Genomic DNA, 21,212 nt, shown 5'->3' with positions numbered 1-21,212 from the left:
ATGAACAGGCTGGTGGAAATTCGCAGTCAGGAATCCCTGTGCCGTGAGCGCGCCGCGCTCGATTTTGAGCGTCGGGTTTTCTGGCTGACGCAAGCGCAGGAATGGGAACAGCGCGCACTCGACGAAATTGCCCATCACTTTCGCGAGTGCAATGCCGTTCACCACGTCGAGCTTGCGCGAAGCTGACGTCGGCCTGAACTGAGGACTTACTGGTAGGTCGCAACGATATCCGAGACTGCGCGCTCGAGCTGCTGCGCGGTGGCGCATTGCCGCACCACGCTGCAAAAGGTCGCATAGCGCGGCATCTCGGAATCGCCAAAGCCCCAGGCGAGCCGTCCTTCGGGGTTGAGCCAGACCAGTCGTTTCGAGCGTTCGGAGATGCGGCGCAGGATGTCGGCACGCGGGTCGAGGTTGTTGCTGCGGGCATCGCCGAGCACGATCACCGTGGTCTGCGGCGTCAGCGTGCTCATGAAGTCGTGCTCGAAGTCGACCAGCGAAGAGCCGTAGTCCGACGAGCCGAAGCCGACCTTCGACATGATCTCCGCCATCGCTTCTTCGGGCGACTTCTTCTCCAGGATTTCGCTGACCTCGATCAGATGTGACGAGAATGCGAAGGAGTGGACGTCGTCCACGACTTCGTGCAGCGAGTGGATCAGGAGCAGAAAGAAGTCCGAGACCTGTGCGACCGAGCCCGAGACGTCGCAGATCGCCACGATCTTTGGCCGATCGCGGTGCTTGCGTTTCCACGCGGTCAGGAATGGCACGCCGCCCCAGGCGGCGTTACGGCGCAGCGTGCGGCGGACATCGAGATGGCCACGGCGCTGGCGCTTACGCGGCTTGGAGTAGCGCTCACGCAGGCGGCGCGCAATCTGGCGGATGAGCGCCCGCATCTCAGCGACCTGGCGCCGCTCGATGCGAGCCAGCGGCGCGTTGCGCAGGATCTCGTTGCGGAGATTTTCGGCCTCTTCGCGGGCATAGAGCGCAAGCCCTTGCGAGACGGTATCACGCACCGCCTCGCGCAGGCCATCGAGCGCGGCGCGCAGGCGTTCGGCGAGCGCCGGGTTCGTCGCGGTCAGCTCGTCGAGATCGTCGCGCAGGCGTTGAAGGCCCATGGCGTCGAGGATACGGCTGGAGAATATGCCGCGCTGGGTCGAGTAGCGGATGTCGGAGAGCGAGGCTGCACCTGCGGCGCTGGCGATCGCAGCTGAGATCGCATTGCGATCCTGCGACATCAGCATCTGTGCAAGCGGGCCCAATCCTTCCGGAGGCTGTCCTTCGCCCGCGTCGCTGGCCGAGCTTGCGGGCGGCGATTGATCCGGGTCTTGCGAAGCATCGTCGCTGTCGTCGGCCTCGGGTTGATCCTGTCGAGGCTCGGGCTGGCTGAAGAACAGATCAAAGCAGTCGCCGAGCGCGAGCTTCTCGTCTTGCGACTTGGCGAGCGTCAGGAGCAGCGCGTCGCGCAGGATGGCGCGGTCGGTGAGACCGACTTGCGCGACGGCGCGCATCGCATCGATGCTTTCGGCGGGCGAGACGTGGACGCCCGCCCCCCGCGCAGCTCGAAAGAAACGATGAAGGTTCTCGCGCATCGGGCGTCAACCGAAGACGTTGGACCGGGTCGCCTTGGCAATGAAGGTCGTGATCTGCGGGTGAGCTGCCTCGATGTCGGCCTCGTATTTCAGGAGCACGTTGAGGGTGTCCTTGACGATCTCGGTGTCGAGCTCGGTGGCCTGCAGCAACACGAGCACGCGGGCCCAGTCGATCGTCTCGCTCACCGAGGGCAGCTTCTTCAAATCCAGCGAACGGATTTCGTGGATGAAGCCGACCATCTGCCGGCGCAGCGTCTGCGAGATGCCGGGGACACGGCTCTCGACGATGCGCTCTTCCAGCCGCTGCTCGGGGAAGCCAATATGCAGGTGCAGGCAGCGCCGCTTCAAGGCGTCGCCGAGATCGCGCTCGCTGTTGGAGGTGAGGATCACCGTCGGCGGCGTGATCGCCGAGACGGTGCCGAGTTCGGGGATCGTGACCTGAAAGTCCGAGAGGATTTCCAGCAGCAGCGATTCGAATTCGGCATCCGACTTGTCGATCTCATCGATCAGCAGCACGCAGCCGCCCGGTTGCTCCAGTGCCTGGAGCAGGGGACGCGGCTCGACGAATTCCTTGGAGAAGAACACGTCGCCAAAATCATGAAGCTGTTCGAGCGCGGCGTGCAGCGTCTGCGCGCCGCCAAGGACCTCGCCGAGCTTGTCCTTGAGGATTTGCGTGTAGAGCAGCTGCTTGGCGTATTTCCACTCATAGAGCGCCTTGGCCTCGTCGAGGCCCTCGTAGCACTGCAGGCGGATCATCTTCATGCCGCGCCAGGCGGCGATTGCCTTGGCGAGCTCGGTCTTGCCGACGCCCGCAGGGCCCTCGACCAGGATCGGCTTTTCGATCTGTTGCGACAAATAGACGGCGGTCGCGATCTGCCGGCTCGCGATATAGCCTTGCGCGGCGAGGCCGCTCTCCACTGCCTCGATCGAGGTCGAGGCCTTCTGTTCAGCCACGAAAGGGCGCTCCCAAAGGTCTTGCTTGAGGCTTGTTCTGCCTGCGTTCCCGGCAAAGAACAAGCCTCGTTTGGGATGGGCCTGATCCGCGCCGACGGCCGCTTTTTCCGTTCAGCGCAAATACTTAAGGGGCGATCGACGGTGCGGTCAGTGCCGCAGCAGTTCCGGCTTGCGGATGGTCTGCCGGACCTCAGCGCCGCAATCGGCGCACTCGTAGACGAAGTCGATCTTGGCGAGGCTCCAGTGCGGCTCGACCTCGCGCACGTACATCGGCAGGAACCCCATGCATGTCGGGCAAATCACAGGCGCGATTTCGATGTCCTGATGATGCTGTACATAGGCTGGCATCTCGGCTCTCCTTCGCAGGCGACCACCAAACCCCGCGCAAAGGCTACTGCCGGTTGCGTCGATGCCGTTATCAACTCTTTCGAACAGAGGCGGAACAGCGAGCGTTTGTCGTTCGCTGTGACATTCTTGTTACGTCTCTGTACTGTAACGGGCGGACCAAATGCCTATTTCACAGGCCGATCCGGTTCTCGGACCTTCACTGCAACGATAAGGGAGCAACGCCCATGACGCATGCCATTCGCTTTCACAAGACCGGCGGTCCGGAAGTCCTGGTTTGGGAGGAGGTCAATGTCGGCAAGCCCGGCCAGGGCGAGGCGCGCATCCGCCACACTGCCGTTGGTCTCAACTTCGTCGACATCTACAACCGCTCGGGTGTGTATCCGGCGCCATTGCCGAGCGGGCTCGGCAGTGAGGCCGCGGGCGTTGTCGAGGAGGTCGGGCCAGGTGTCACCGATCTGAAGCCGGGCGATCGCGTCGCCTATGGTGCATCACCGCTCGGCGCTTATTCCGAGGCGCGGCTGATCCCGGCCGACCGGCTGTTGAAGCTGCCTGACGGTGTCGACGACAAGACGGCGGCCGCAATGATGCTGAAGGGGCTGACGACGCAGTACCTGATCCGGCAGACCTATCGCGTGAAGGCTGGCGACACCATTATGCTGCATGCGGCGGCCGGCGGTGTCGGCCTGATCCTGAGCCAGTGGGCAAAACATCTCGGCGCGACCGTGATCGGCACCGTCAGCAGCGACGAGAAGGCAAAACTCGCCAAGGCGCACGGCTGTGACCACGTCATCATCTACACGCGCGAGGATTTCGTGAAGCGCGTCGACGAGATCACCGGCGGCAAGAAGGTGCCGGTGGTTTATGATTCCGTCGGCAAGGACACGTTCCTGAAGTCGCTGGATTGCCTCGCGCCGCTCGGCGTTGCCGCGCTGTTCGGTGCCTCCTCCGGTGCGGTCGAGCCGCTCAATCTCGGCCTGCTCGCGCAGAAGGGCTCGCTCTACGTCACCCGCCCGACGCTGTTCACTTACGCCGCCAAGCGCGAGAATCTCGTCGCGATGGCGAACGAGCTGTTCGACGTCGTCAAGTCCGGGGCGGTCAAGATCGAGGTGCGCCAGACCTATCCGTTGAAGGATGCTGCCAAGGCGCACGCCGATCTCGCCGCGCGCAAGACCACGGGATCGACCGTTCTGACGGTGTGATCTCCAACGCAATCGTGGCGCAAGCCGCCTGGGCCTGCGTCACGCTTTCTCGTGCTTGCGCAGGTCGCGGGCGTGATCGTGGCGGATGGCCTGGAGGTCGACATCTTCAGGCGGGATCTGGGGAAGGGCAGCCTCGGCCAGGATGGCCTCGGTGACGTCCTCGACCGAATTCTCTGCGATTTCGTGGATGAACGAGATGTTCTGGTATTCGCCGGAAGTGACGCGGGAGATGACCTCGCGTCTTGTGATCTCGGGGTCGACGATCGCCTCGCGACCGAGCCGCCCGTAGTCGATCATCACGACGAAATACTGCATGAAGCGATCCTGCCGCACCCCCAATCGGCGAGGGTGCGGCAGATTATTTCCGAAAAACGGAATTAAGTCAAGGTCAATTTCCAAAAATCGGAAATTCGCGCCTATCGCCCCTTCTTGCGGGGGCGGGCCGACTTCGCGCGCAGCCGTTCGAGCTGGCCCTTGGGCATCGAGAGGCAGATCTCTCCGACCCAGTCGAGCTTGACGCCGACGATCGGCTTGGCGTTGAAGCTGTTGAGGTTGACGACGGAGGGAGATTTCCCGCGTTCGATGGTCTTCAAATAGCGTTCACCGGTCTTGAGCCGGACCACGGCCTCTTCGCCGTAGAAGCTCGACAGTGGATGACGCTGGTCCTTGTAGACCACGATCACGTCGCCGCTTTCGTATTTGGGCAGCATCGAATCGCCGACGATCTCGAAGGCCACGGTCTCTTCCATGATCGGGAACGGCAGCGCGATATCGCCGAGCCCCTCCGGCGGCACCTGCTCGACATCTGGCTCGATCACGGCGCCGGCACCGACGCGCCCCATGATCGGCGCGAGATTCAGCTCAAGATATTCCATGATCGGAATGATTTCAGAGGCCTTCACCAGGCGTTCGCCACCGAGGATCTCCGACACCGCGCCCGGGCGAACGCCCATTGCCGCGGCCAGCCCGCCCTTGCTCTTGCCCGTCTTCTCTAGGCCCCGCTCGATCATCGCAACGTCCAACATGGTGATTCCCTCGATTGCCGATTGGCTCCGCCTCTTGTAATCCGAAATTCGGAATTGATGCAATTATGAATATCAGAATTCGCGCTTGACTTTGTCTTCGGAATAACGGAATGTGCGTTCCGCCTCAGGATCGTGCGATCGGGCGCATCACAGGACAGCAGCATGGAACCGGGCCACTGGTCGTCGGAGCATTCCGACGCGCTTCGCGACTATTTTTTCAAGGGACTGTCATATGCGGAGATCGGAAGGGAGATTAACGCAAGGTTTGGAACAGCTTACACGCGCAATGCGGTGATCGGTCGTGCCAAGCGGCTTGGGCTCGCCGAGCCCGAACGGATGGCGAGCCCATCGATCGTACCGTCCTTGCCGGGCGAGCCCGGTCCGCTCTCGCCGCCTCGTGTTGCAATACCCGGCCTGAACCTGCCGCCGCCTTCAGCATTAAGACCGGCCAATCCGGTCAAACTGCGCTGCGTCGGTGTCCAGCCGCGACTGATCACACTGCTCGAGCTCGAGCGAGGCGATTGCCGCTATCCCTATGGTGGTGACGGGGAGGGAGAGGAGATCAGCTTCTGCGGTCACCGGCGTCAGCCTGGTTCGAGCTATTGCGCGCCGCATGCGCGCCTGACCCGCGGTCCCGGAGCAGTGTCCGGCCGTACCGCCGGTGTCGTCGTGCTGAGGCTGGTCTCCACCGCCTGACCGGTGCGGCCAGCATTCCTTCTGATCTTAATTCGCAAGGAGTCTCCGAGTGGCACGTGCCAGACGCAACATGTCCTACAAATTGACCGGGCTTCACGACCGCCGGTCGCGCGACCTGCCGTTCAATGCAGAATTGGCGGAGGTTGAGGTCGACAATCCCCTGGCGCTCGATCAGGACGACAAGATCGTGGCGGTGCGGTCGATCCGCAACGATCCGCTCGGCCGGCTGCACTCGCATCACCAGATCGATGAGGCGCAATATCGGGGTGGCCGCGCCTACCAGAGCGACTGGGAGCGGGCGGAGCGGGGCCCTCAGGCCATGGACCCGACCCGCGAATATGTCGACGGCGCGCGCTCCCGCGAGCCCATCACCGAGAGCCAGCGTCAGGCCGTATTGCGGCTGAACCAGGTCGAGCGCGAGCTCGGCACCGACGGCGCCGCGCTGGTGCATGACGTGCTGGTGCTTGGTTTGACGATGGATCAGATCGGGCAGCGACGCGCCGTCCGCACCCAGCGCTGGAACGACTATTTTGCGCGGCGTTTTCGCGAATGTCTCGACCGGCTGGCGCTGGTCTACGGCTTTGCCACCAATGCATCGGCGCGGCGCCGCTGAATGTGGCCGCCGGCGGCTTGCGCCGCCGGCGTTCTTCGGTCTCTCCTTACGGATGCGGCATGATCTGGTAGGGCGTGGTGTAAGGCTCGACGCGGAGCGAGGCGTTGGCCAGCAGGCCGATCTTGGCAGTGGGTGCCTGCTGCATCTCACCGTTCTGTCCGCGATGTACGTTGTACTGCCAGACGGTGAGGTCGCCCTTTTGCGCCAACGCATGCGCAATCGCGCTCGCGTCATTGCCGCCGAGCGCCTGAAGCTCCTCGGGCGACAGCCCGATGATGATCTCGTCCTTGATGGTGACGATCTTGAAAAGGTTCATCTTGGTCTCCTGCGCCCATGCGCCCTGTGTCGAGAGTGTGAGAAGCGCAACCGCGGCGCCCTTGATGAGATCGCAGCGAGAAAGCATGCCGTCGTCCTTTGGTGCTGACGCGCGCCCGAATCAGACAGTCCATCAGCCATGGCGCCCGTGATCTGCGTGGCCGTTTCGCAACCGCTTGGTCGTACGATCTTGAACAACGGTTCACGGAACGGGAAATATCGCGAGCGATGAACCCGGACGCGGGGCGGCGAGTCCAAGCCAGGAGATCAAGGGGACTCGTTGGATGAAATTCACCCGAACTATTTGTCTGCTCGCGTCGATCGCGATGGCTGGCCCTGCCGTGGCCGCCGATCCCTTCTATATCGGCAGCTGGACGCTGACGACGGCCGTGGTCGCACCATGGGCCGATCCGCACCGCAAACCTGACGATGCCGAGCGCACGCGGCTGATGGGCAAGACGGTGGTCCTGAAGGCCAGGGAGATCTCCGGTCCGCGTCCATTTGCCTGCGCCAAGCCACAGTACAAGGTGACGGACTACGGTCCTGAAATGCTCTTCCAGGGCGCATTCGACGAGATGCAGCGCGCCGACAAGAAGGTGGATCCCAAGGCCCTTGCCGTTTCGCTCGGTTTCACCGCGGCTCATATCAGGACGCTCGAGACCGGCTGCGAGATCGACGTTCATTTCGTGGACGATACAACCGCCCAGATCGGGCTCAACGATTACGTGTATACGCTCAAGAAGCGTTAGTCCGCGGCTGCCAATCGCGGTTCACACCGGAAACAAGGTGAAACGCAGGTCTAATTGACAGCGATCGGGAACGTGTGGTGACTGATTGCTGCTTCTTGACGCAGGTGGGTGACGGCAGCGCGTATTCCTGTTATCCGGAATTGCCGTGCCACGATGCCGACAAAGCATCGCTAAGCCCAACGGTTTGGCTTGCTCGAGGGGTTGTTCCTTGCCATAATTACAACTTCTCGGGTCGGGCCGAGTCTCTCCAGATATGCAGCTCAGCATGTCAATCTGCTGGGGTGTTCCGACCTAGAGTTCGCCGTCGCCATGATGTTCGGTAACGGCATACGGTTCTCGACCGGGCTCCCGATGCCCGACACCGAAGGGCCGAATCCTGTCATAGGTGCGAGATGAAAAACCTCAATTTCGCGGCTGAACTGCATCTCAAGCTCGGCGCCCCCGCGAACGGTACCGTCGAAAGTCTCCGCCTGCTGCGCGCCTTTCTCAAGCTCGCTCCCCGGCAGCGCTTTGAGGTCATCAAGCTCGTCGAAGACCTCGTCACCGACGAAACCATCCCCGAACATCCGCTGTCTTGAGCCGGCCACGGGCCGGAATCACGCTTTGTCCACCTTTCAGGCCGGAAAACGGACCGCCAAATGGCGTCCGTCGCCGGCGCTTGGCCGCTGGAAGGCGGTGCGGCAAATGTGATAATCAGTCAGGAAAAAGAGGGAGGAGTGCGACCATGATCGAACCGAAGCTCGAAGTTCCGGCCGAACTGCGCGACCTGGCTGAGAAGACCATCGACCAGGCCGAGAAGGCATTCGGCATGTTTTTCGATGCCGCCACCAAATCGATGTCGTCCGTTCCCGGAGCGAGCGCGGACGTATCCAAGCAGGCGCTCGCCTTCACCGAGCAGAACATGAAAGCGGCATTCGAGCACGCTCGTAAGCTGGTTCACGCAACCGACCTTCAGGAAGCGATGCGAATCCAGTCCGAGTTCCTGCGAAGCCAGTTCACCAATGCCGGCGATCACATGCGCCAGATGACCGGCAACTTCATGCAGCCCGGCAAGGGCAAATCCTGACAAGGGAAAGTTCTGATTTCTCGCGCCACGCGCGTGTGCTTACAAATTGATCTTGCGCAGGGACGCGCTGCGCATTTCAATTCCGGTGCAGGTCCATGATGGGCCACCGGATGAACCTCATTCGCCGTCCGTCATCCTTTCTGCTGATCCCTGTCGGTTCTTCCGGCAGGGATTTGCATTTCGAGAGGCTTGTTGCCGCGCTTGGCGCAAAGCTCAGCCGCAGCATGATCCCGGAAATTGCGAGAGGTCGATGCGGGCGATGATCGACCGCAGCAGCTTGCGGGCCGAGCGATAGATATGTCGTACGAGCCCGGGCGACCGCGCCAGGGGCAGGCCAAGCCTCGCCGTATCAAGCCTTTCGAGATGGTGCGACAATTGCCTCTCCCATGCTGTACCGCCCTGCTATCGCGGCCGGCATGGAGCTGCGTTGATCTGCCGCAAAGGATCCCGGCTAGTAGTCGCCGGGATTCATGATCATCGGGGATGTCGTATCGGCCGGCGCGAGCGCGCTGCTGGCGCTGTCGCGCAGGAAGCGATCGAGTGTCGCCTGGATCTTCTCCTTGACCGAGTCGGGCCCGCGATCGCTCATCTCGGTATGCTGCGCACCGGTGTGGATGATGTCGATGCCGCGCGCCTTGGCCTCCTCCGGCGTCGGCAGCACGCCGGGGTCGGTCTGGAAATGCGGATCCTTCGAGCGGAATGACAGGATCTTCATGCGGTCGTTGAGCACGAAGGGCACCCTGAGATTGTCGAGCGTGATCACTTTCGACACCAACTCGGGATGCTGCTGTGCGACATACATCGAGACGTCGCCGCCGTTGGAGTGACCGACCAGCGTGATGTGATCGTAGTCAGCGTTCTCCTGCCGCCCCTTCAACGTGGTCAGCACGTAGAGGATGTTGGCCTCGCAACGCATATAGACCTCGCGCCGGCCGACATATTGCTGGCCGACACGGGTCATCAGGGGCGGATCGCTCGGCAGATCCTGCTGGATGCTGGCAACGAGATAGCCGCGCGCGGCAAGCACGTTGGCGAGGAACGAATATTCGGTGGCCTTGACCGTGTTGCCGTTGCTGATGATGGCGACCGGAAGCTTCCAAAGCCCGAGATTGGCCTTGGTCTCGTAATCGCGCCGCACCGCGATTTCGACCGAGATCGGCCGCTGACGCGTGGCGTCGAACAAGGACAGCATCTCGTGACGGATCGCGAATTTGCTGACGACGACATACTGGCCCGCCGCAAGGACGCACAGAAAAGCCAGAATTGCAAAAACCCTTTTCATTGTTCCGTCTCAATCACTTTTGACTGAACATGGCCATTGAAAACGCCCAGATCGAGAAATCGTGAGCACATTACGGGATTAAATTTAGGCAAGTCTGTGAGAAGGGCCCCAAAACGGCCCGCGTGCCGGCGTCGCCGGGGCGCAAGATTAGAGGCAGTTCGGCCTGCCGCGTTCGGGGCAAAGCCGGAACGCGCTCGACAGGGTGAACAGGAAGCGCGGGCTGCGGCGCTCATTGTCGGGCGCCCGATAGCTCAGTGGCACGGCGACGCCCAGATCTGCCTGGAAATCCTGCGGCAGGAAGAACCGTATGCCGGCACCGGCAGACGTCAGTGCAAGGCCGTCGCTCAGACGGTAGCCGTGGTTCCAGACTGCGCCGGCGTCGCCGAAAGCGTAGAGCTGGTAGCCGCTCCAATAGCGGTAGTTGAGCTTCTGGTCGAAGCGAACTTCGAGCGAGCCGGCAAGGCCATTATCGCCGCTGATCTCGGCCGCACCATAGCCGCGGCCGAAGGCTGCGCCGCCAAGATAGAACTGCTGCGAGGTAAACAGTGGCCGCGACGCGGTCTGGCTCGCTGCAGACAGCTTGAGTGACCAGGCGTCATTGAGCGTCTGGTAGCGCGTGAGCCAGACATTCAGCACCGAGAAATTCGAGGACGCGCCGTCGCGCGACAACAGATCGTCGTCGAAATGCGAAGCGCCGAAGACGTCGAGGCCTTGGCGGAAGGTCATCGTCGCGTAGTTGGTGCCGCCGAAGCGATCCTGGAGGCGGTAATCGGCCGTGAGGCTCGCGGTCCTGATGTGGTCGTTGTACCAGGGGCCGTAGAGATCGTGCTCCGATACGTTGCTGAAAGTCCCGGCCATGGTGAGCGTCAGTCCGGACGATTGCGACATGAAGGGAACGGTGCTTGCACGTACCTCGAAAGCCTCGGTCGTGGTGATGTCGCTGTCGAGACGGCGCGCATCTCCCGGCCGGACTGCGCTGTAGAGGACGGAGGCGCCGAGGCGCACGCCGTCGACGCCGACTGGCGCGTCATAGGACAGTCGCGCAAAGCCGAGCTCGCGCGGATCGTTCGCAATGGTCGACAGGTTGACCGCGAGCGTGTCGCCCGGCGTGAGATAGGAGTTGAAAGCGCCCGTAGCGTAGGTCTGCCATGGGCCGACCGACGACGAGCCGAGATTGTCCAGGCCGAACGACGTGAAGACGTGCCAGGTTTTCAGATAGACGGTGAGGCGGAAGCGACCGGTCGCGCCACCGATCTCCTCAAGTGCGGTATCGGTGATCCGTACGCCCGGCCTGCCGTTGATGAGGAAGAGCTGGCGTTCGAGCGTTGACAGCCGCGACGGCTGCTCGGCCAGGACCGGCCCGAGCATTGGCCTCACGCCGAACTGCTCGGCGCCGTCACCCTTCAGATCGGCTTGCACGATGGCGCCTTCGATCACCTGGATCCGGACGCGGCCATCGGCGATGTCCTGCGGTGGCACGATCGCCCGGCTGAGATGGAAGCCGTCGGCACGGTAGAGATCGCTGATTGCGCCGGCGATCGCAGCGAGGTCGGCTTGCGAGACCTTCTTGCCAAGATAGGGCTGATAGAGGGCGGCTATGCGATCCTGAGGGATGACGTGGGCGCCGCTGACGTTGATGCCGCGCAGGACAAATTGTGGCTTGGTGTCGCCGCCGGTATTGGGCTGGCCGACCGAGGGTAACTTCACCGGAGGCCGGCTCAGAGATTCCTGCTCGGTTTGGTTTTCAAAATACTTCTCCGGCTGGCGTGGATCGAACCCCGGCTGGTTCGCCTGCTGCGCGAACGCGTGAGGATTTCCCGCAAGCGTCGGTCCGAGCAGTGCCAGCACGGCAGCAAGATACCGTCCAGCCGCGCCAAGCGCGGACCGTTCTCCGTAGTTTGACGGAGAGGTCTCCAGGCGCCGGTAAGAATTCAGTAGCCACATGATTTTTCATAGGTTTTTATGGTCAACGATTGGTTAATGCGGGCTCCGGACTCCCGGGTTCCCGCTAAGCCAATCTTGAGTGATCTCGGATACGCATCAGGCTCGCAGTTACTTCAGGCTGAGGGTCATCATGTTCGTCCGAATTGGAATGCAGTGCGCCGTGATGGCAGCGCTGATCCTGGGAACTGCGTTTGGTGCGTCCGCTGCGGATGACGGCGTCTGGTCGGTCAGCAAATCGTCCGGCGAGGTCTGGCTCGCGACCAGCGGCGCCCAGCAGGTGTCATTGAATCAGCAGGAGACCCTGAAGCCGGGCGATACCATTCGCACCGGGCGCAACGGACGCGTGCTGCTCGTGCGTGGTGAAGAGACGATCTTGATCTCGCCCAACTCGGTGGTCGGCGTGCCGGCCGAACAGAAGGATGGGCTTTCGACCACCATCATCCAGCAGGCGGGTTCGATCCTGCTGGAGGTCGAGAAGCGCAACGTCAAGCATTTCGAGGTCGAGACGCCGTATCTCGCCGCGGTGGTCAAGGGCACGCATTTCAGCGTCACGGTGGGCGCAGGCAGCACCAAGGTCGGCGTGCTCCGCGGCCAGGTTGAAGTCTCCGATTTCAAGACTGGCCAGATCGCCCAGGTCATGCCGGGGCAGGTGGCCACCGCCTTCGAGCACGGCAAGCCCGGTCTCAGCCTCAGCGGTTCCGGTACGCTCAATCCGATCGAGCAAGGCAAGCCGCGCGCTTCCACGATCGAGCGCGTTCCCGTGCCGAAGTCGGGCCTCTCGGCGCCGCGCAATGCGGCGAACGGCCATCCGATCCATGCGCTTGGTGCAATCGACAAGGGCACCAGGACAGCCGGCGCGCCGACGCAATCACACCAGGCCGCGCCCAAATCCGGCGTGGTCCGCATCTCGAGCTCGCTCGGTGAGGTCAAGCTGAACTTCCACAAGGTTACGCACGGGCTCGCCCACGACACCGTCGCGCCGGGGCGGGTGCGTAACGCGAACGCCAGCACCGACACGGTGTGGAGCGACAGCAAGTCGAGCACGACGACCGCGACCGCCAACAGCACGACCGTGACGGCCGTCAGCGTGAGCAGCAGTGCCTCCGCTTCTACCGCGGCATCAACGGCATCGAGTCCGACGACGACAGTGGCGCCCATCGCTCAGTCGATCAAGGACGCGACCGACAGCGTCTCGGGAACCATAAGTGGTGTGAGCGGTGCGACCGGCAACGGAAATAGCGGCAACGGCAACAACGGCAATGGAAACGGTAACAGCGGCAACAACGGCAACCACTACGGTTGGTACAAGCATCACTAGGGCCGTGCTGTCGGATTAATGGGGGAAGCACTTGGCGGCGAGCGTCGCCAGTGCGGGGGAGCAAGGTGAAACGCTATCGACCACATATCCTTGTCGTGATCGCGCTGGCGGTCGTGCTGTCCACGGGATGGCACGGCTCGCTCCGCAACGCGCTCACCGACCTTCGCTTCGCCTGGGAGTCGCGGGCGGCTAGCGGCAACGTGGTCGTGGTCGCCATCGATGCGCCCTCGATCGATCGGATCGGCGTGTGGCCGTGGCCGCGCAGCCTGCACGCCGACCTCCTGCACAGGCTCGAAGCCGCCGGTGCGCAGGATGTTGCTTTTGATATCGATTTCAGCACGCCGTCGGATTCGGCCTCCGACGACGCCTTCCTCACCGCGCTTCGGGAAGTCGGCGGCTCGACGATCCTGCCGTCCTTCAAGCAGCCGACGCCCAACGGTGGTGCGGCTCACGTCAATCGTCCGCTGAAGCCGTTCAGCAACCAGTCGTGGCCGGCCGTCGTCAATGTCGCGGTCGAATCCGATGGCCTCGTCCGCCGCTATCCGGTCGGCGAGAAGCTGGGCGACGCGCAGATGCCGTCGATGGCCGTCGTGCTGGCCGGGCAGGACGCCAATCGCCGGCCACCCTTCTTGATCGACTTCAGCATTCGTGCTGCTTCCATTCCGATCGTGTCCTATGTCGACGTGCTGCGAGGAGATGCGGCAGCGCTCGACAAGCTGAGGGACAAGAAGGTCATCGTCGGTGCCACGGCACTGGAGCTGGGCGACCGGTTCAGCGTCCCGAATGGCCGCATCGTTGCGGGGCCTGTCCTGCAGGCGTTGGCGACCGAATCGGTCCTTCAGAGCCGCATGCTGCGCTGGACGTCCAATACCGGCATGATCATGGGCCTGGGCCTGATCTGCCTGTTGATGATGTACTCATGGCGCCGTGTCGCACCGGGTGTCCGCGTCGCGATCCTGGTCGCAGCCGGAGCCGGCATCGAATCGACTGCGGCGCTTGTGCAGGAACGTTGGCCGCTCGTCATCGACACGTCTCTGTTCCACATCGCGATCGTCGCCTATCTGACGGCGATCGCACTGGACGAGATCGATTTCCGTAGCCTGCTGGGCCGCATCGCCGAGAGCCGCTTTCATCGCATCGCGATGTCGCTCGGCGATGGTCTGGTCTGCACCGACGAAGATCACCGGATCACGGTCTGGAATCCCGGCGCGAGTGCCATCTTTGGCTACATGCCAACCGAGATGATCGGTCGCCCGTTCGAAACGCTTTGCGCGATGCCGACAGAGGATTGCTCGAAAACCTTCGCCATACGCGACGCTGCGCGCCAGGCGCTTCTGGTCCCCGGCGGCGCCGTGGTCGTCGAGTTCGAGGGTCGGCGCAAGAATGGCGAAACCTTCCCGGTCGAGGCGAGTTTCTCGGGCTGGCAGGGGACGGAGGGCTTCCAGTATGGCGCGATCCTCCGCGACATCTCCGTGCGCAAGCGGGAGGCCGAACGTGTCAGATATCTCGCCGAGTATGACGCGCTGACCGGTCTTGCCAACCGCAATACGCTCCACGCCAGGCTTGCGAGCCTGCTTACCGTGGCGCAGCGGCGTTCCTCCGAGGTCGCACTGCTCGTGCTGGGCCTCGATGGCTTTCAGCAGATCAACGACATGCTTGGACACGCGATCGGCGATCTCGTGCTGCGGGCGGTCGCCGAGCGCCTGCGGACCGAGGCCGACGGCAGGGCGGTGGTCGCCCGGCTCAGCGGCGACGAGTTTGCGATGGTGCTGGATTGCGCGGCGAGCGACGAGCCGATTGCCGCGTTTGCCGAGCGGATTGCGCGCGCGTTCGAGGCGCCGCTTGTGACGGGCTCGCGCCAGCACCGCGTCAAGATCAGCGTCGGCGTCGCCGTCTATCCGGAGGGTGGACAGAGCGCGGACGATCTCCTGAGCAACGGCCATCTGGCGCTGAGCCGCGCCAAGGCGACCCGGCGTGGCAGCCATGTGATCTTCGAAAACGCGATCAGGCAGGAGCTGGAGAGCCGGCTGACGCTTGAGAGCGAACTGGCGCTTGCCGCCGACCGCGGCGAATTCGAGTTGTTCTACCAACCTCAGGTTCGTCTGATAGACGGTGGCCTGATTGGGGCCGAAGCGCTGATCCGCTGGCGGCACCCGGTGCGCGGCTATGTCTCGCCTGGTGAGTTCATGCCGGTGGTCAACACCTCGGCACTGTCCGAGCGGATCGCGAACTGGGTGATGGAGACGGCCGGCCGGCAGGCGCGCGCGTGGGAGCTGTCGGGCAACGCTGTCCGCGTCGCAATCAACCTCTCGCCGTCGCAGCTCGACTCCGGTGATCTCGCGCATTCAGTCGCGGAGCTGCTCAAAGCCACGGGGCTGACCCCCTCGCTGCTCGAGATCGAAGTCACCGAGGACATCCTGCTGCATGACGAGGGCCGGGTGCTCGACATCTTCAAGCGGATCCAGCAGCTCGGCGTCCGCATTCTGTTCGACGATTTCGGAACAGGCTATGCAAGCCTGAGCTACCTGAAGAAGTTTCCTCTCGATGGCCTCAAGATCGACCGCTCGTTCGTGCTCGATCTGCTCGCGGATTCCGACGACGCGGCGATCGTCGGCTCGACCATCGGCCTCAGCAGGCAGCTTGGTCTGACCGTCGTTGCCGAAGGCATCGAGAATCGTGCGACGGCAGATTTCCTCGTCAGCATGGGCTGCGAGGAGGGGCAGGGCTACTTCTTCGGCCGTCCGATGCCTGCAGACGCGTTCGAGAAGCAATTTTTGGTGAACCGGCTGGAAACGGTCAGCGCGGCCTGAGTGCCTGTTTTGATCCTAGCGCCGGCGCGCAACCGCCACGCCAAAGAGGAACGCGACAAACAGGCTGGCTAAGGGGGCTTCGCGCGTGATCGCCGCGACTGTCGCGAGCGGCCGTCCGGGCTTTCGCGCTTCATCGATCGCGTAGGTGAGGCGATCGACGGCGGCACGCAAACCTCCTGCAACCTCGCCGATGGTGTGGGACACGTCGGTCGCCGCATCGATGGCGCGCTCGGCCATGCCTGGCTGAGGATTGGGCTGCGGTATGTCCGTGCTCAAGTACGATCTCCAGACCAGACGACGAAACTGAGGCCGGCACCTTTGGCTATCCGCGCGTGCGCTCGTTTTGAACAGCGGGCCCGAAGACCTTTGGCTATCCGCGACAGGCGCCGTTTTGAACGGCGGGTGCCGGCCTTGCAGGGAAAATGCGGCGGGCGGGAATTTGTTCCGGCTCCCCCCGTGAAACGACGGATGCGAATCTCTGCTACGCTGCTGCAGCCTTGCTGATCTCAGGAGATTGCCGTGACCGATCGAACCATCGCGGATCGAGCCCGGCGCATCGCGTTGCTGGGCGCGCCCATCGATATGGGCGCTTCACAGCGCGGCACCTTGATGGGTCCTGCGGCGCTGCGGACTGCGGGCCTTGCAACGTTGCTTGAAAGCCTGGATTTCGAGGTCGTCGATTACGGCGATCTCTCCGTGGCCGAGGTCGGGGATCTCGCGGACAGGCCGCCGGAGAAGGCCAATCACTATCGCGAAATCCAGCGCTGGACGCGCACACTCAGTCGTCGCGGCTATGAGATCGCACAAACCGGTGCCCTGCCGATCTTTCTCGGGGGCGATCACACGCTGTCGATGGGGTCGGTCAATGCCATGGCCCGATATTGGCAGGAGCGCGGCCGTGAACTGTTCGTGCTCTGGCTCGACGCCCATGCCGATTACAATACGCCGGAGACGACGATCACAGCCAATATGCATGGAATGTCGGCGGCGTTCCTGTGCGGTGAGGCCGGGCTCGACGGCCTGCTCGGCGACGATCCGCGCGCCTCGATTGATCCGGACCGGCTCGACCTGTTCGGTGCGCGTTCAATCGACAAGCTCGAAAAGGAGCTGATGCGTGCACGCCGGATCAGGGTTGTCGATATGCGCCAGATCGACGAGTTCGGCGTCGCAGTGCTGATCCGGCGCGTCATCGAACGCGTCAAGGCGAGCAACGGCGTGCTGCATGTCAGCTTCGATGTCGATTTTCTCGACCCTTGCGTCGCACCGGGGGTCGGCACCACGGTGCCGGGAGGGGCAACCTATCGCGAGGCGCATCTGATCATGGAGTTGCTGCACGATTCCGGCGTGGTGGGATCGGTCGACATCGTCGAGCTCAATCCGTTTCTGGACGAGCGTGGCCGCACGGCACGCACCGCGGTCGAACTGATCGGCAGCCTGTTCGGCCAGCAGATCACAGATCGGCCGACCCCCAGTAACGCAATCGCGCCCGGTGAGTGACGCGCGAGCCGTTTGTGCATCGCAAAGAATGGAACTGCTGTCGTAGCTGGCGGATTTAGGTCAGTCCCGATCGAAATCGCCTGTTTTTGAAATGCGCGCGAATTGCAAATGCGCGTCGCGAAAGGTTTCATGCGGGCCGAGCTTCATCCGAGGGTCCGCTATGAGCAGCACGATCGACACGAGCGACGAATCCGCAACGACCACACGTCGTCGCTTCCTGAAAGGGAGTGGTGCCGTGGCTGGTGGCGTTGTCCTGGGAGCCGGTGCATCAGCCGCCGCCGAGACCGAAAATCTTCCGCCCAACGTTCCGGATTGGATGAAAGCGCCGGGTGAGCCGATGGGCAGCCAGCCCTACGGAGCCCCGTCACCCTTCGAGAAGGGCGTCGTCAAGAATATCTCGAAGAGCCTCAAACAGTACATCTCCGCGTCCGGCCGGACGCCGTTGCAGGAACTCGACGGCATTATCACGCCGAACGGCCTGTTCTACGAGCGTCATCACGGTGGTGTTCCCACCATCGACCCGGCACAGCACCGACTGATGCTGCACGGCCTCGTCGAAAGGCCTTTGATCTTCACCATGGACGATCTGCGGCGCTTCCCGTCGGAGTCGCGCATCCACTTTCTCGAATGCTCTGGCAATCCCGGTTACACCAAGCCTTATGGCAAGACTGCGTCAGACCTCGTCGGCCTGCTGAGCTGTGCCGAATGGACCGGCGTCAGCCTGAAGCTGGTGCTCCAGGAGGCCGGGCTGAAGCCGGAAGCCAAATGGATCATCGCGGAAGGTGCGGACGCCGCCGCGCTGACCCGCAGCATTCCGATTGAGAAGTGTCTTGAGGATGCCATGCTCGTCTATAGCCAGAACGGCGAGCGGCTTCGCCCGCAGCAGGGCTATCCGTTGCGGCTGCTCCTGCCGGGTTTTGAAGGCAATATGAATGTGAAGTGGTTGAGGCGCCTGCACGTGACGGCCGAGCCCGCTTATTCGCGCGAGGAGACCTCAAAGTACACCGATCTCCTACCAGATGGTACGGCACGCGAGTTTTCCTTCTACATGGAAGCGAAGTCCATCATCACGCGTCCCTCGGGCAGCCAGCGTCTCAACGCACCCGGCTTCCACGAAATCACCGGCATCGCCTGGAGCGGCCATGGCAAGATCACGCGGGTCGAGGTATCCGTCGATGATGGGAAGAGCTGGCAAGACGCGCAATTGCAAGAGCCGGTGCTGACCCGAGCCCTCACGCGCTTCCGCCTGCCATGGCAATGGGACGGCAAGCCCGCGGTGATCCAGAGCCGTGCGATCGACGAGACCGGCTATGTGCAGCCGACGCTCGCCGAGCTGCTTGCGGTGCGTGGCGAGAATTATTTCTACCACAACAACGCGATCTGGCCCTGGCGTGTCGCTGCCGACGGGGAGGTGACCAATGCGCTGGCGTGAGATCTGCGGCGTCGTCCTCGCAATGTTGCTCGGCGCTTCGGCGAGCGCCGCGCGAGCGCAGAGTTATGGCATCGGGCGGCCGGCGACGGCGGCCGAGATCGCTGGCTGGAATATCGATGTCGGGCGTGATGGCAGCAATCTTCCGACAGGGAGCGGTTCGGTCAATCATGGGCGCTAGGTGTTCGCCCAGCAATGTGCGTCATGCCATGGCGACAAGGGCGAGGGTGGCATCGGCGATCGCCTCGTCGGCGGGCAAGGCACAATCGCGACCGCCAAGGCTATCCGCACTGTCGGAAGCTTCTGGCCTTATGCGCCGACCTTATTCGACTACATCCGTCGCGCCATGCCGCAGAATGCGCCGCAGTCGCTGAGCAATGAAGATGTGTACGCGGTGTCAGCGTACATCCTGAACTTGAATGGTTTGGTCGGCGCGGATGCGACGCTCGATGCCAAATCGCTCGCGGCGATCAAAATGCCGAACCGCGACAAGTTCGTCGGTGACGCGCGCCCCGACGTAAAGTGAACGAAGCGAGACGGTCGAGTTCCGGGGATTGGCTCGGAACTTGCTTAAGTCTGGCGCGGAACTCGTGGGCCGCATTTGAATTAACCTGCGAGAGGAAAAATGATGGGTCTTTCGATGACAACTGGCCGCTTCGCAAACTCCATGTCCTCAGCGCTTCGCCATCCCGGCGTGATCGCGATGATTGTGGCCGCCTTGACGATTGCCGCGATGTTGGTCGTCGACCATGGGCCGTGGAGCCGTGCCAAGACGCAGCCGGCTCACGTCGCAATGTATGCGACCACGGGTGAAGCCGCTCACGCAGCAGGCGCCAAGGTGCTTCCGACCGAACCAAAATCGCCGGTCGAGCCGGAGCGGCCGGGGCCGAAGACGTCCCCGACCGTCAATCCTGTAACGCCGTGAGCGTCAATTCTTGCGGCCGTAGCTGAGAAGCCCGCCTGTCGTCTTTGGCGGATGGGCGCGCAAGGCTTCCTCATTTGGCTCGGTACCCCAGCCCGGACGGTCCGGAATGATCAGGTGACCGTTCTGGATCTCCGGCTCATGCGTGAATAGCTCGCGGTCCCAGGCGAGGCGGTCGATGTCGATCTCCATGATGCGCAGGTTCGGCACCGCCGCGCAGAAATGCGCGTTCATCATCGAGCAGAGATGGCCGTAGAAATTATGCGGCGCGACGTTGACCTCAAAGGCTTCCGCGGCTGAGGCGATCTTCATCGATTGCCACACGCCGTTCCAGGGTGTGTCGATGATCGCCACATCCATCGCCTGCTCGTGGAAATAGGGCAGGAATTCGCGCAGGCCCAATAGCGTCTCGCAGGACGAGATCGGATGCGGACTCTGCCTGCGGATATAGCCGAGGGCTTGCGGGTTGAAGCTGTCGATCTCGATCCAGAACATGTCGAGGTCGGCGATCGTGCGAAGGATCTTCAAATAGCCTTCGGTCTTGGCGTTGAAGTTGCAGTCGAGCAGGATGTCGACGTCGGGACCCGCGCCGTCGCGGATCGCTTCCAGATGCGTGCGCAAGTCGCGCAGGATCTTGCGGTCGACATTGATCTCGGGTGCAAAAGGCGAACCGAAGCCGGGCCGCCAGCCGGTCGGTTTGCCGTCGTCATAGGAAAAGATGTTGGTCTTGAGCGCGGTGAACTTCTTCTCGCGTACCTCGCGGCCCATCGCCTTGACGCCGTCGAGATTTTCGATCGGCGGCTTGTACCAGGACGGATGATTGATCCGCCAGGTCGCGCAATGCGACCAATAGACCCGAACACGGTCGCGGATCTTGCCGCCAAGGAGTTCGTAGCAGGGAACGCCCAGGCATTTCGCTTTGGCATCGAGCAATGCATTCTCGATGGCGCCCAGCGCTTGCGCCACGACACCGCCGGCCGCGGGTCGGGTGGCGGCAAACAGTTCGGCGAAGATGCGCTCGTGCTGAAAGACATTCTGGCCGATGACGCGGGCGGACAGGCGTTGGATCGCAGCGCCCACGCCGGGCGAGCCAAAGCCTTCGTCGAACTCGCTCCAGCCGACGATGCCTTCTTCCGTCGTCACCTTGACGAAGTGGTAGTTTCTCCAGCCGGCGTCGCAAGCGAGGATTTCGAGACTTGTTGCTTTTGATGATTTTGTCATGTCGCTCCCTGTCGCCCGGCCGGGCGTTGTTGGTTTTGTGGTCCGGGCGCAAGCTCGGGCCCAGCCACAATTGTTAGGCTAACGACCGACGGCCGTGAAGCCTGCAAGCGCTTGGCCAGGTGTCGTTTTTCGGCGGTGTGGCGGAAAGCCCGGGGATTCCGGGTGATCATGAATGTTTCTCTGGATCGTCCCGAAATTGCGCCAAGCCCAGACGTTTTTGGCCACAATCGGAACCGAT

22 protein-coding genes and 1 pseudogene are annotated in these 21,212 nt (G+C 62.7%); 13 read left to right on the top strand and 10 right to left on the bottom strand.

Annotated features, from left to right (window positions below; all coding sequences use genetic code 11):
* Complete coding sequence (locus NLM32_RS33020) at positions 1 to 186, top strand: hypothetical protein (RefSeq protein WP_254132891.1); 186 nt, start codon at positions 1 to 3, stop codon at positions 184 to 186.
* 20 nt (positions 187 to 206) lie between these two features.
* Here the strand turns inward: NLM32_RS33020 and NLM32_RS33015 are convergent, their stop codons facing one another.
* The 3 genes from NLM32_RS33015 to NLM32_RS33005 form a co-directional block, all read right to left on the bottom strand.
* Positions 207 to 1,586 carry a VWA domain-containing protein gene (locus NLM32_RS33015; protein WP_254132890.1) on the bottom strand — a complete coding sequence of 460 codons (1,380 nt, stop codon included), beginning with the start codon at positions 1,584 to 1,586 and terminating at the stop codon, positions 207 to 209.
* 6 nt (positions 1,587 to 1,592) lie between these two features.
* Positions 1,593 to 2,540 carry a MoxR family ATPase gene (locus tag NLM32_RS33010; RefSeq protein ID WP_254132889.1) on the bottom strand — a complete coding sequence of 316 codons (948 nt, stop codon included), beginning with the start codon at positions 2,538 to 2,540 and terminating at the stop codon, positions 1,593 to 1,595.
* A 147-nt stretch (positions 2,541 to 2,687) separates the two neighbouring features.
* Complete coding sequence (locus NLM32_RS33005) at positions 2,688 to 2,888, bottom strand: hypothetical protein (RefSeq protein ID WP_057749711.1); 201 nt, start codon at positions 2,886 to 2,888, stop codon at positions 2,688 to 2,690.
* Between the two features lie 224 nt (positions 2,889 to 3,112).
* Here NLM32_RS33005 and NLM32_RS33000 point away from each other — a divergent pair, with 224 nt between their 5' ends.
* The gene (locus tag NLM32_RS33000; protein ID WP_254132888.1) at positions 3,113 to 4,087 is read left to right on the top strand and encodes a quinone oxidoreductase; all 975 of its coding nucleotides are present in this window, start codon (positions 3,113 to 3,115) and stop codon (positions 4,085 to 4,087) included.
* A gap of 39 nt (positions 4,088 to 4,126) precedes the next feature.
* Here NLM32_RS33000 and NLM32_RS32995 read toward each other — a convergent pair whose 3' ends face one another.
* Positions 4,127 to 4,402: a hypothetical protein gene (locus NLM32_RS32995; RefSeq protein ID WP_254132887.1), complete on the bottom strand. Its 276-nt coding sequence runs from the start codon at positions 4,400 to 4,402 to the stop codon at positions 4,127 to 4,129.
* A 101-nt stretch (positions 4,403 to 4,503) separates the two neighbouring features.
* Entirely contained in the window at positions 4,504 to 5,112 is a 609-nt protein-coding gene (locus NLM32_RS32990; RefSeq protein WP_027531902.1) for a S24 family peptidase, read from the bottom strand.
* 162 nt (positions 5,113 to 5,274) lie between these two features.
* Here NLM32_RS32990 and NLM32_RS32985 point away from each other — a divergent pair, with 162 nt between their 5' ends.
* Both NLM32_RS32985 and NLM32_RS32980 read left to right on the top strand, forming a co-directional pair.
* Entirely contained in the window at positions 5,275 to 5,808 is a 534-nt protein-coding gene (locus tag NLM32_RS32985) for a GcrA family cell cycle regulator (protein WP_254132886.1), read from the top strand.
* Between the two features lie 49 nt (positions 5,809 to 5,857).
* Entirely contained in the window at positions 5,858 to 6,421 is a 564-nt protein-coding gene (locus NLM32_RS32980) for a hypothetical protein (RefSeq protein WP_254132885.1), read from the top strand.
* A gap of 46 nt (positions 6,422 to 6,467) precedes the next feature.
* Here the strand turns inward: NLM32_RS32980 and NLM32_RS32975 are convergent, their stop codons facing one another.
* A complete protein-coding gene (locus tag NLM32_RS32975; RefSeq protein ID WP_254132884.1) occupies positions 6,468 to 6,824 on the bottom strand; it encodes a hypothetical protein in 357 nt (118 codons plus the stop codon).
* Positions 6,825 to 7,020: 196 nt separating this feature from the next.
* On the opposite strand from NLM32_RS32975, the gene NLM32_RS32970 reads away from it, so the two are divergent.
* From NLM32_RS32970 to NLM32_RS32960, 3 genes are all read left to right on the top strand, one after another.
* Positions 7,021 to 7,485, top strand: coding sequence for a hypothetical protein (locus tag NLM32_RS32970; protein WP_254132883.1), 465 nt, complete (start codon positions 7,021 to 7,023; stop codon positions 7,483 to 7,485).
* Positions 7,486 to 7,877: 392 nt separating this feature from the next.
* Positions 7,878 to 8,063, top strand: coding sequence for a hypothetical protein (locus NLM32_RS32965; RefSeq protein ID WP_027531907.1), 186 nt, complete (start codon positions 7,878 to 7,880; stop codon positions 8,061 to 8,063).
* 146 nt (positions 8,064 to 8,209) lie between these two features.
* The gene (locus NLM32_RS32960; RefSeq protein WP_194481422.1) at positions 8,210 to 8,551 is read left to right on the top strand and encodes a phasin; all 342 of its coding nucleotides are present in this window, start codon (positions 8,210 to 8,212) and stop codon (positions 8,549 to 8,551) included.
* Between the two features lie 451 nt (positions 8,552 to 9,002).
* On the opposite strand, the gene NLM32_RS32955 is transcribed toward NLM32_RS32960, so the two are convergent.
* Together NLM32_RS32955 and NLM32_RS32950 are read right to left on the bottom strand one after the other, a co-directional pair.
* Positions 9,003 to 9,833, bottom strand: coding sequence for an alpha/beta fold hydrolase (locus NLM32_RS32955; RefSeq protein ID WP_254132882.1), 831 nt, complete (start codon positions 9,831 to 9,833; stop codon positions 9,003 to 9,005).
* A 147-nt stretch (positions 9,834 to 9,980) separates the two neighbouring features.
* Entirely contained in the window at positions 9,981 to 11,777 is a 1,797-nt protein-coding gene (locus NLM32_RS32950) for a ShlB/FhaC/HecB family hemolysin secretion/activation protein (RefSeq protein ID WP_254132881.1), read from the bottom strand.
* A 130-nt stretch (positions 11,778 to 11,907) separates the two neighbouring features.
* Here NLM32_RS32950 and NLM32_RS32945 point away from each other — a divergent pair, with 130 nt between their 5' ends.
* Together NLM32_RS32945 and NLM32_RS32940 are read left to right on the top strand one after the other, a co-directional pair.
* Positions 11,908 to 13,095, top strand: a complete 1,188-nt coding sequence (locus NLM32_RS32945) for a FecR domain-containing protein (RefSeq protein WP_254132880.1) — start codon at positions 11,908 to 11,910, stop codon at positions 13,093 to 13,095.
* Positions 13,096 to 13,160: 65 nt separating this feature from the next.
* On the top strand, positions 13,161 to 15,905 hold the full coding sequence (locus NLM32_RS32940; protein ID WP_254132879.1) for an EAL domain-containing protein: 2,745 nt from the start codon (positions 13,161 to 13,163) through the stop codon (positions 15,903 to 15,905).
* Positions 15,906 to 15,920: 15 nt separating this feature from the next.
* On the opposite strand, the gene NLM32_RS32935 is transcribed toward NLM32_RS32940, so the two are convergent.
* A complete protein-coding gene (locus tag NLM32_RS32935) occupies positions 15,921 to 16,181 on the bottom strand; it encodes a hypothetical protein (protein WP_254132878.1) in 261 nt (86 codons plus the stop codon).
* A 243-nt stretch (positions 16,182 to 16,424) separates the two neighbouring features.
* Here NLM32_RS32935 and rocF point away from each other — a divergent pair, with 243 nt between their 5' ends.
* The 4 genes and pseudogenes from rocF (at position 16,425) to NLM32_RS32915 (ending at position 19,756) form a co-directional block, all read left to right on the top strand.
* Positions 16,425 to 17,402: an arginase gene (gene rocF / locus NLM32_RS32930; protein WP_254132877.1), complete on the top strand. Its 978-nt coding sequence runs from the start codon at positions 16,425 to 16,427 to the stop codon at positions 17,400 to 17,402.
* 160 nt (positions 17,403 to 17,562) lie between these two features.
* Positions 17,563 to 18,834, top strand: a complete 1,272-nt coding sequence (soxC, locus tag NLM32_RS32925) for a sulfite dehydrogenase (RefSeq protein ID WP_254132876.1) — start codon at positions 17,563 to 17,565, stop codon at positions 18,832 to 18,834.
* A pseudogene (locus NLM32_RS32920) lies at positions 18,821 to 19,357 on the top strand (c-type cytochrome). The gene soxC and the pseudogene NLM32_RS32920 overlap by 14 nt, the downstream one beginning before the upstream one ends.
* Positions 19,358 to 19,471: 114 nt before the next feature.
* Complete coding sequence (locus NLM32_RS32915; protein ID WP_375143653.1) at positions 19,472 to 19,756, top strand: hypothetical protein; 285 nt, start codon at positions 19,472 to 19,474, stop codon at positions 19,754 to 19,756.
* Positions 19,757 to 19,759: 3 nt separating this feature from the next.
* Here NLM32_RS32915 and NLM32_RS32910 read toward each other — a convergent pair whose 3' ends face one another.
* Positions 19,760 to 20,974: a mandelate racemase/muconate lactonizing enzyme family protein gene (locus NLM32_RS32910; RefSeq protein WP_254132875.1), complete on the bottom strand. Its 1,215-nt coding sequence runs from the start codon at positions 20,972 to 20,974 to the stop codon at positions 19,760 to 19,762.
* Positions 20,975 to 21,212 lie beyond the last annotated feature (238 nt).

The organism is Bradyrhizobium sp. CCGUVB14, from assembly GCF_024199935.1.
GTDB lineage: Bacteria > Pseudomonadota > Alphaproteobacteria > Rhizobiales > Xanthobacteraceae > Bradyrhizobium.
Note: the sequence above shows the minus strand (reverse complement) of the source record. Positions and strands in the feature narration are given on the sequence as shown.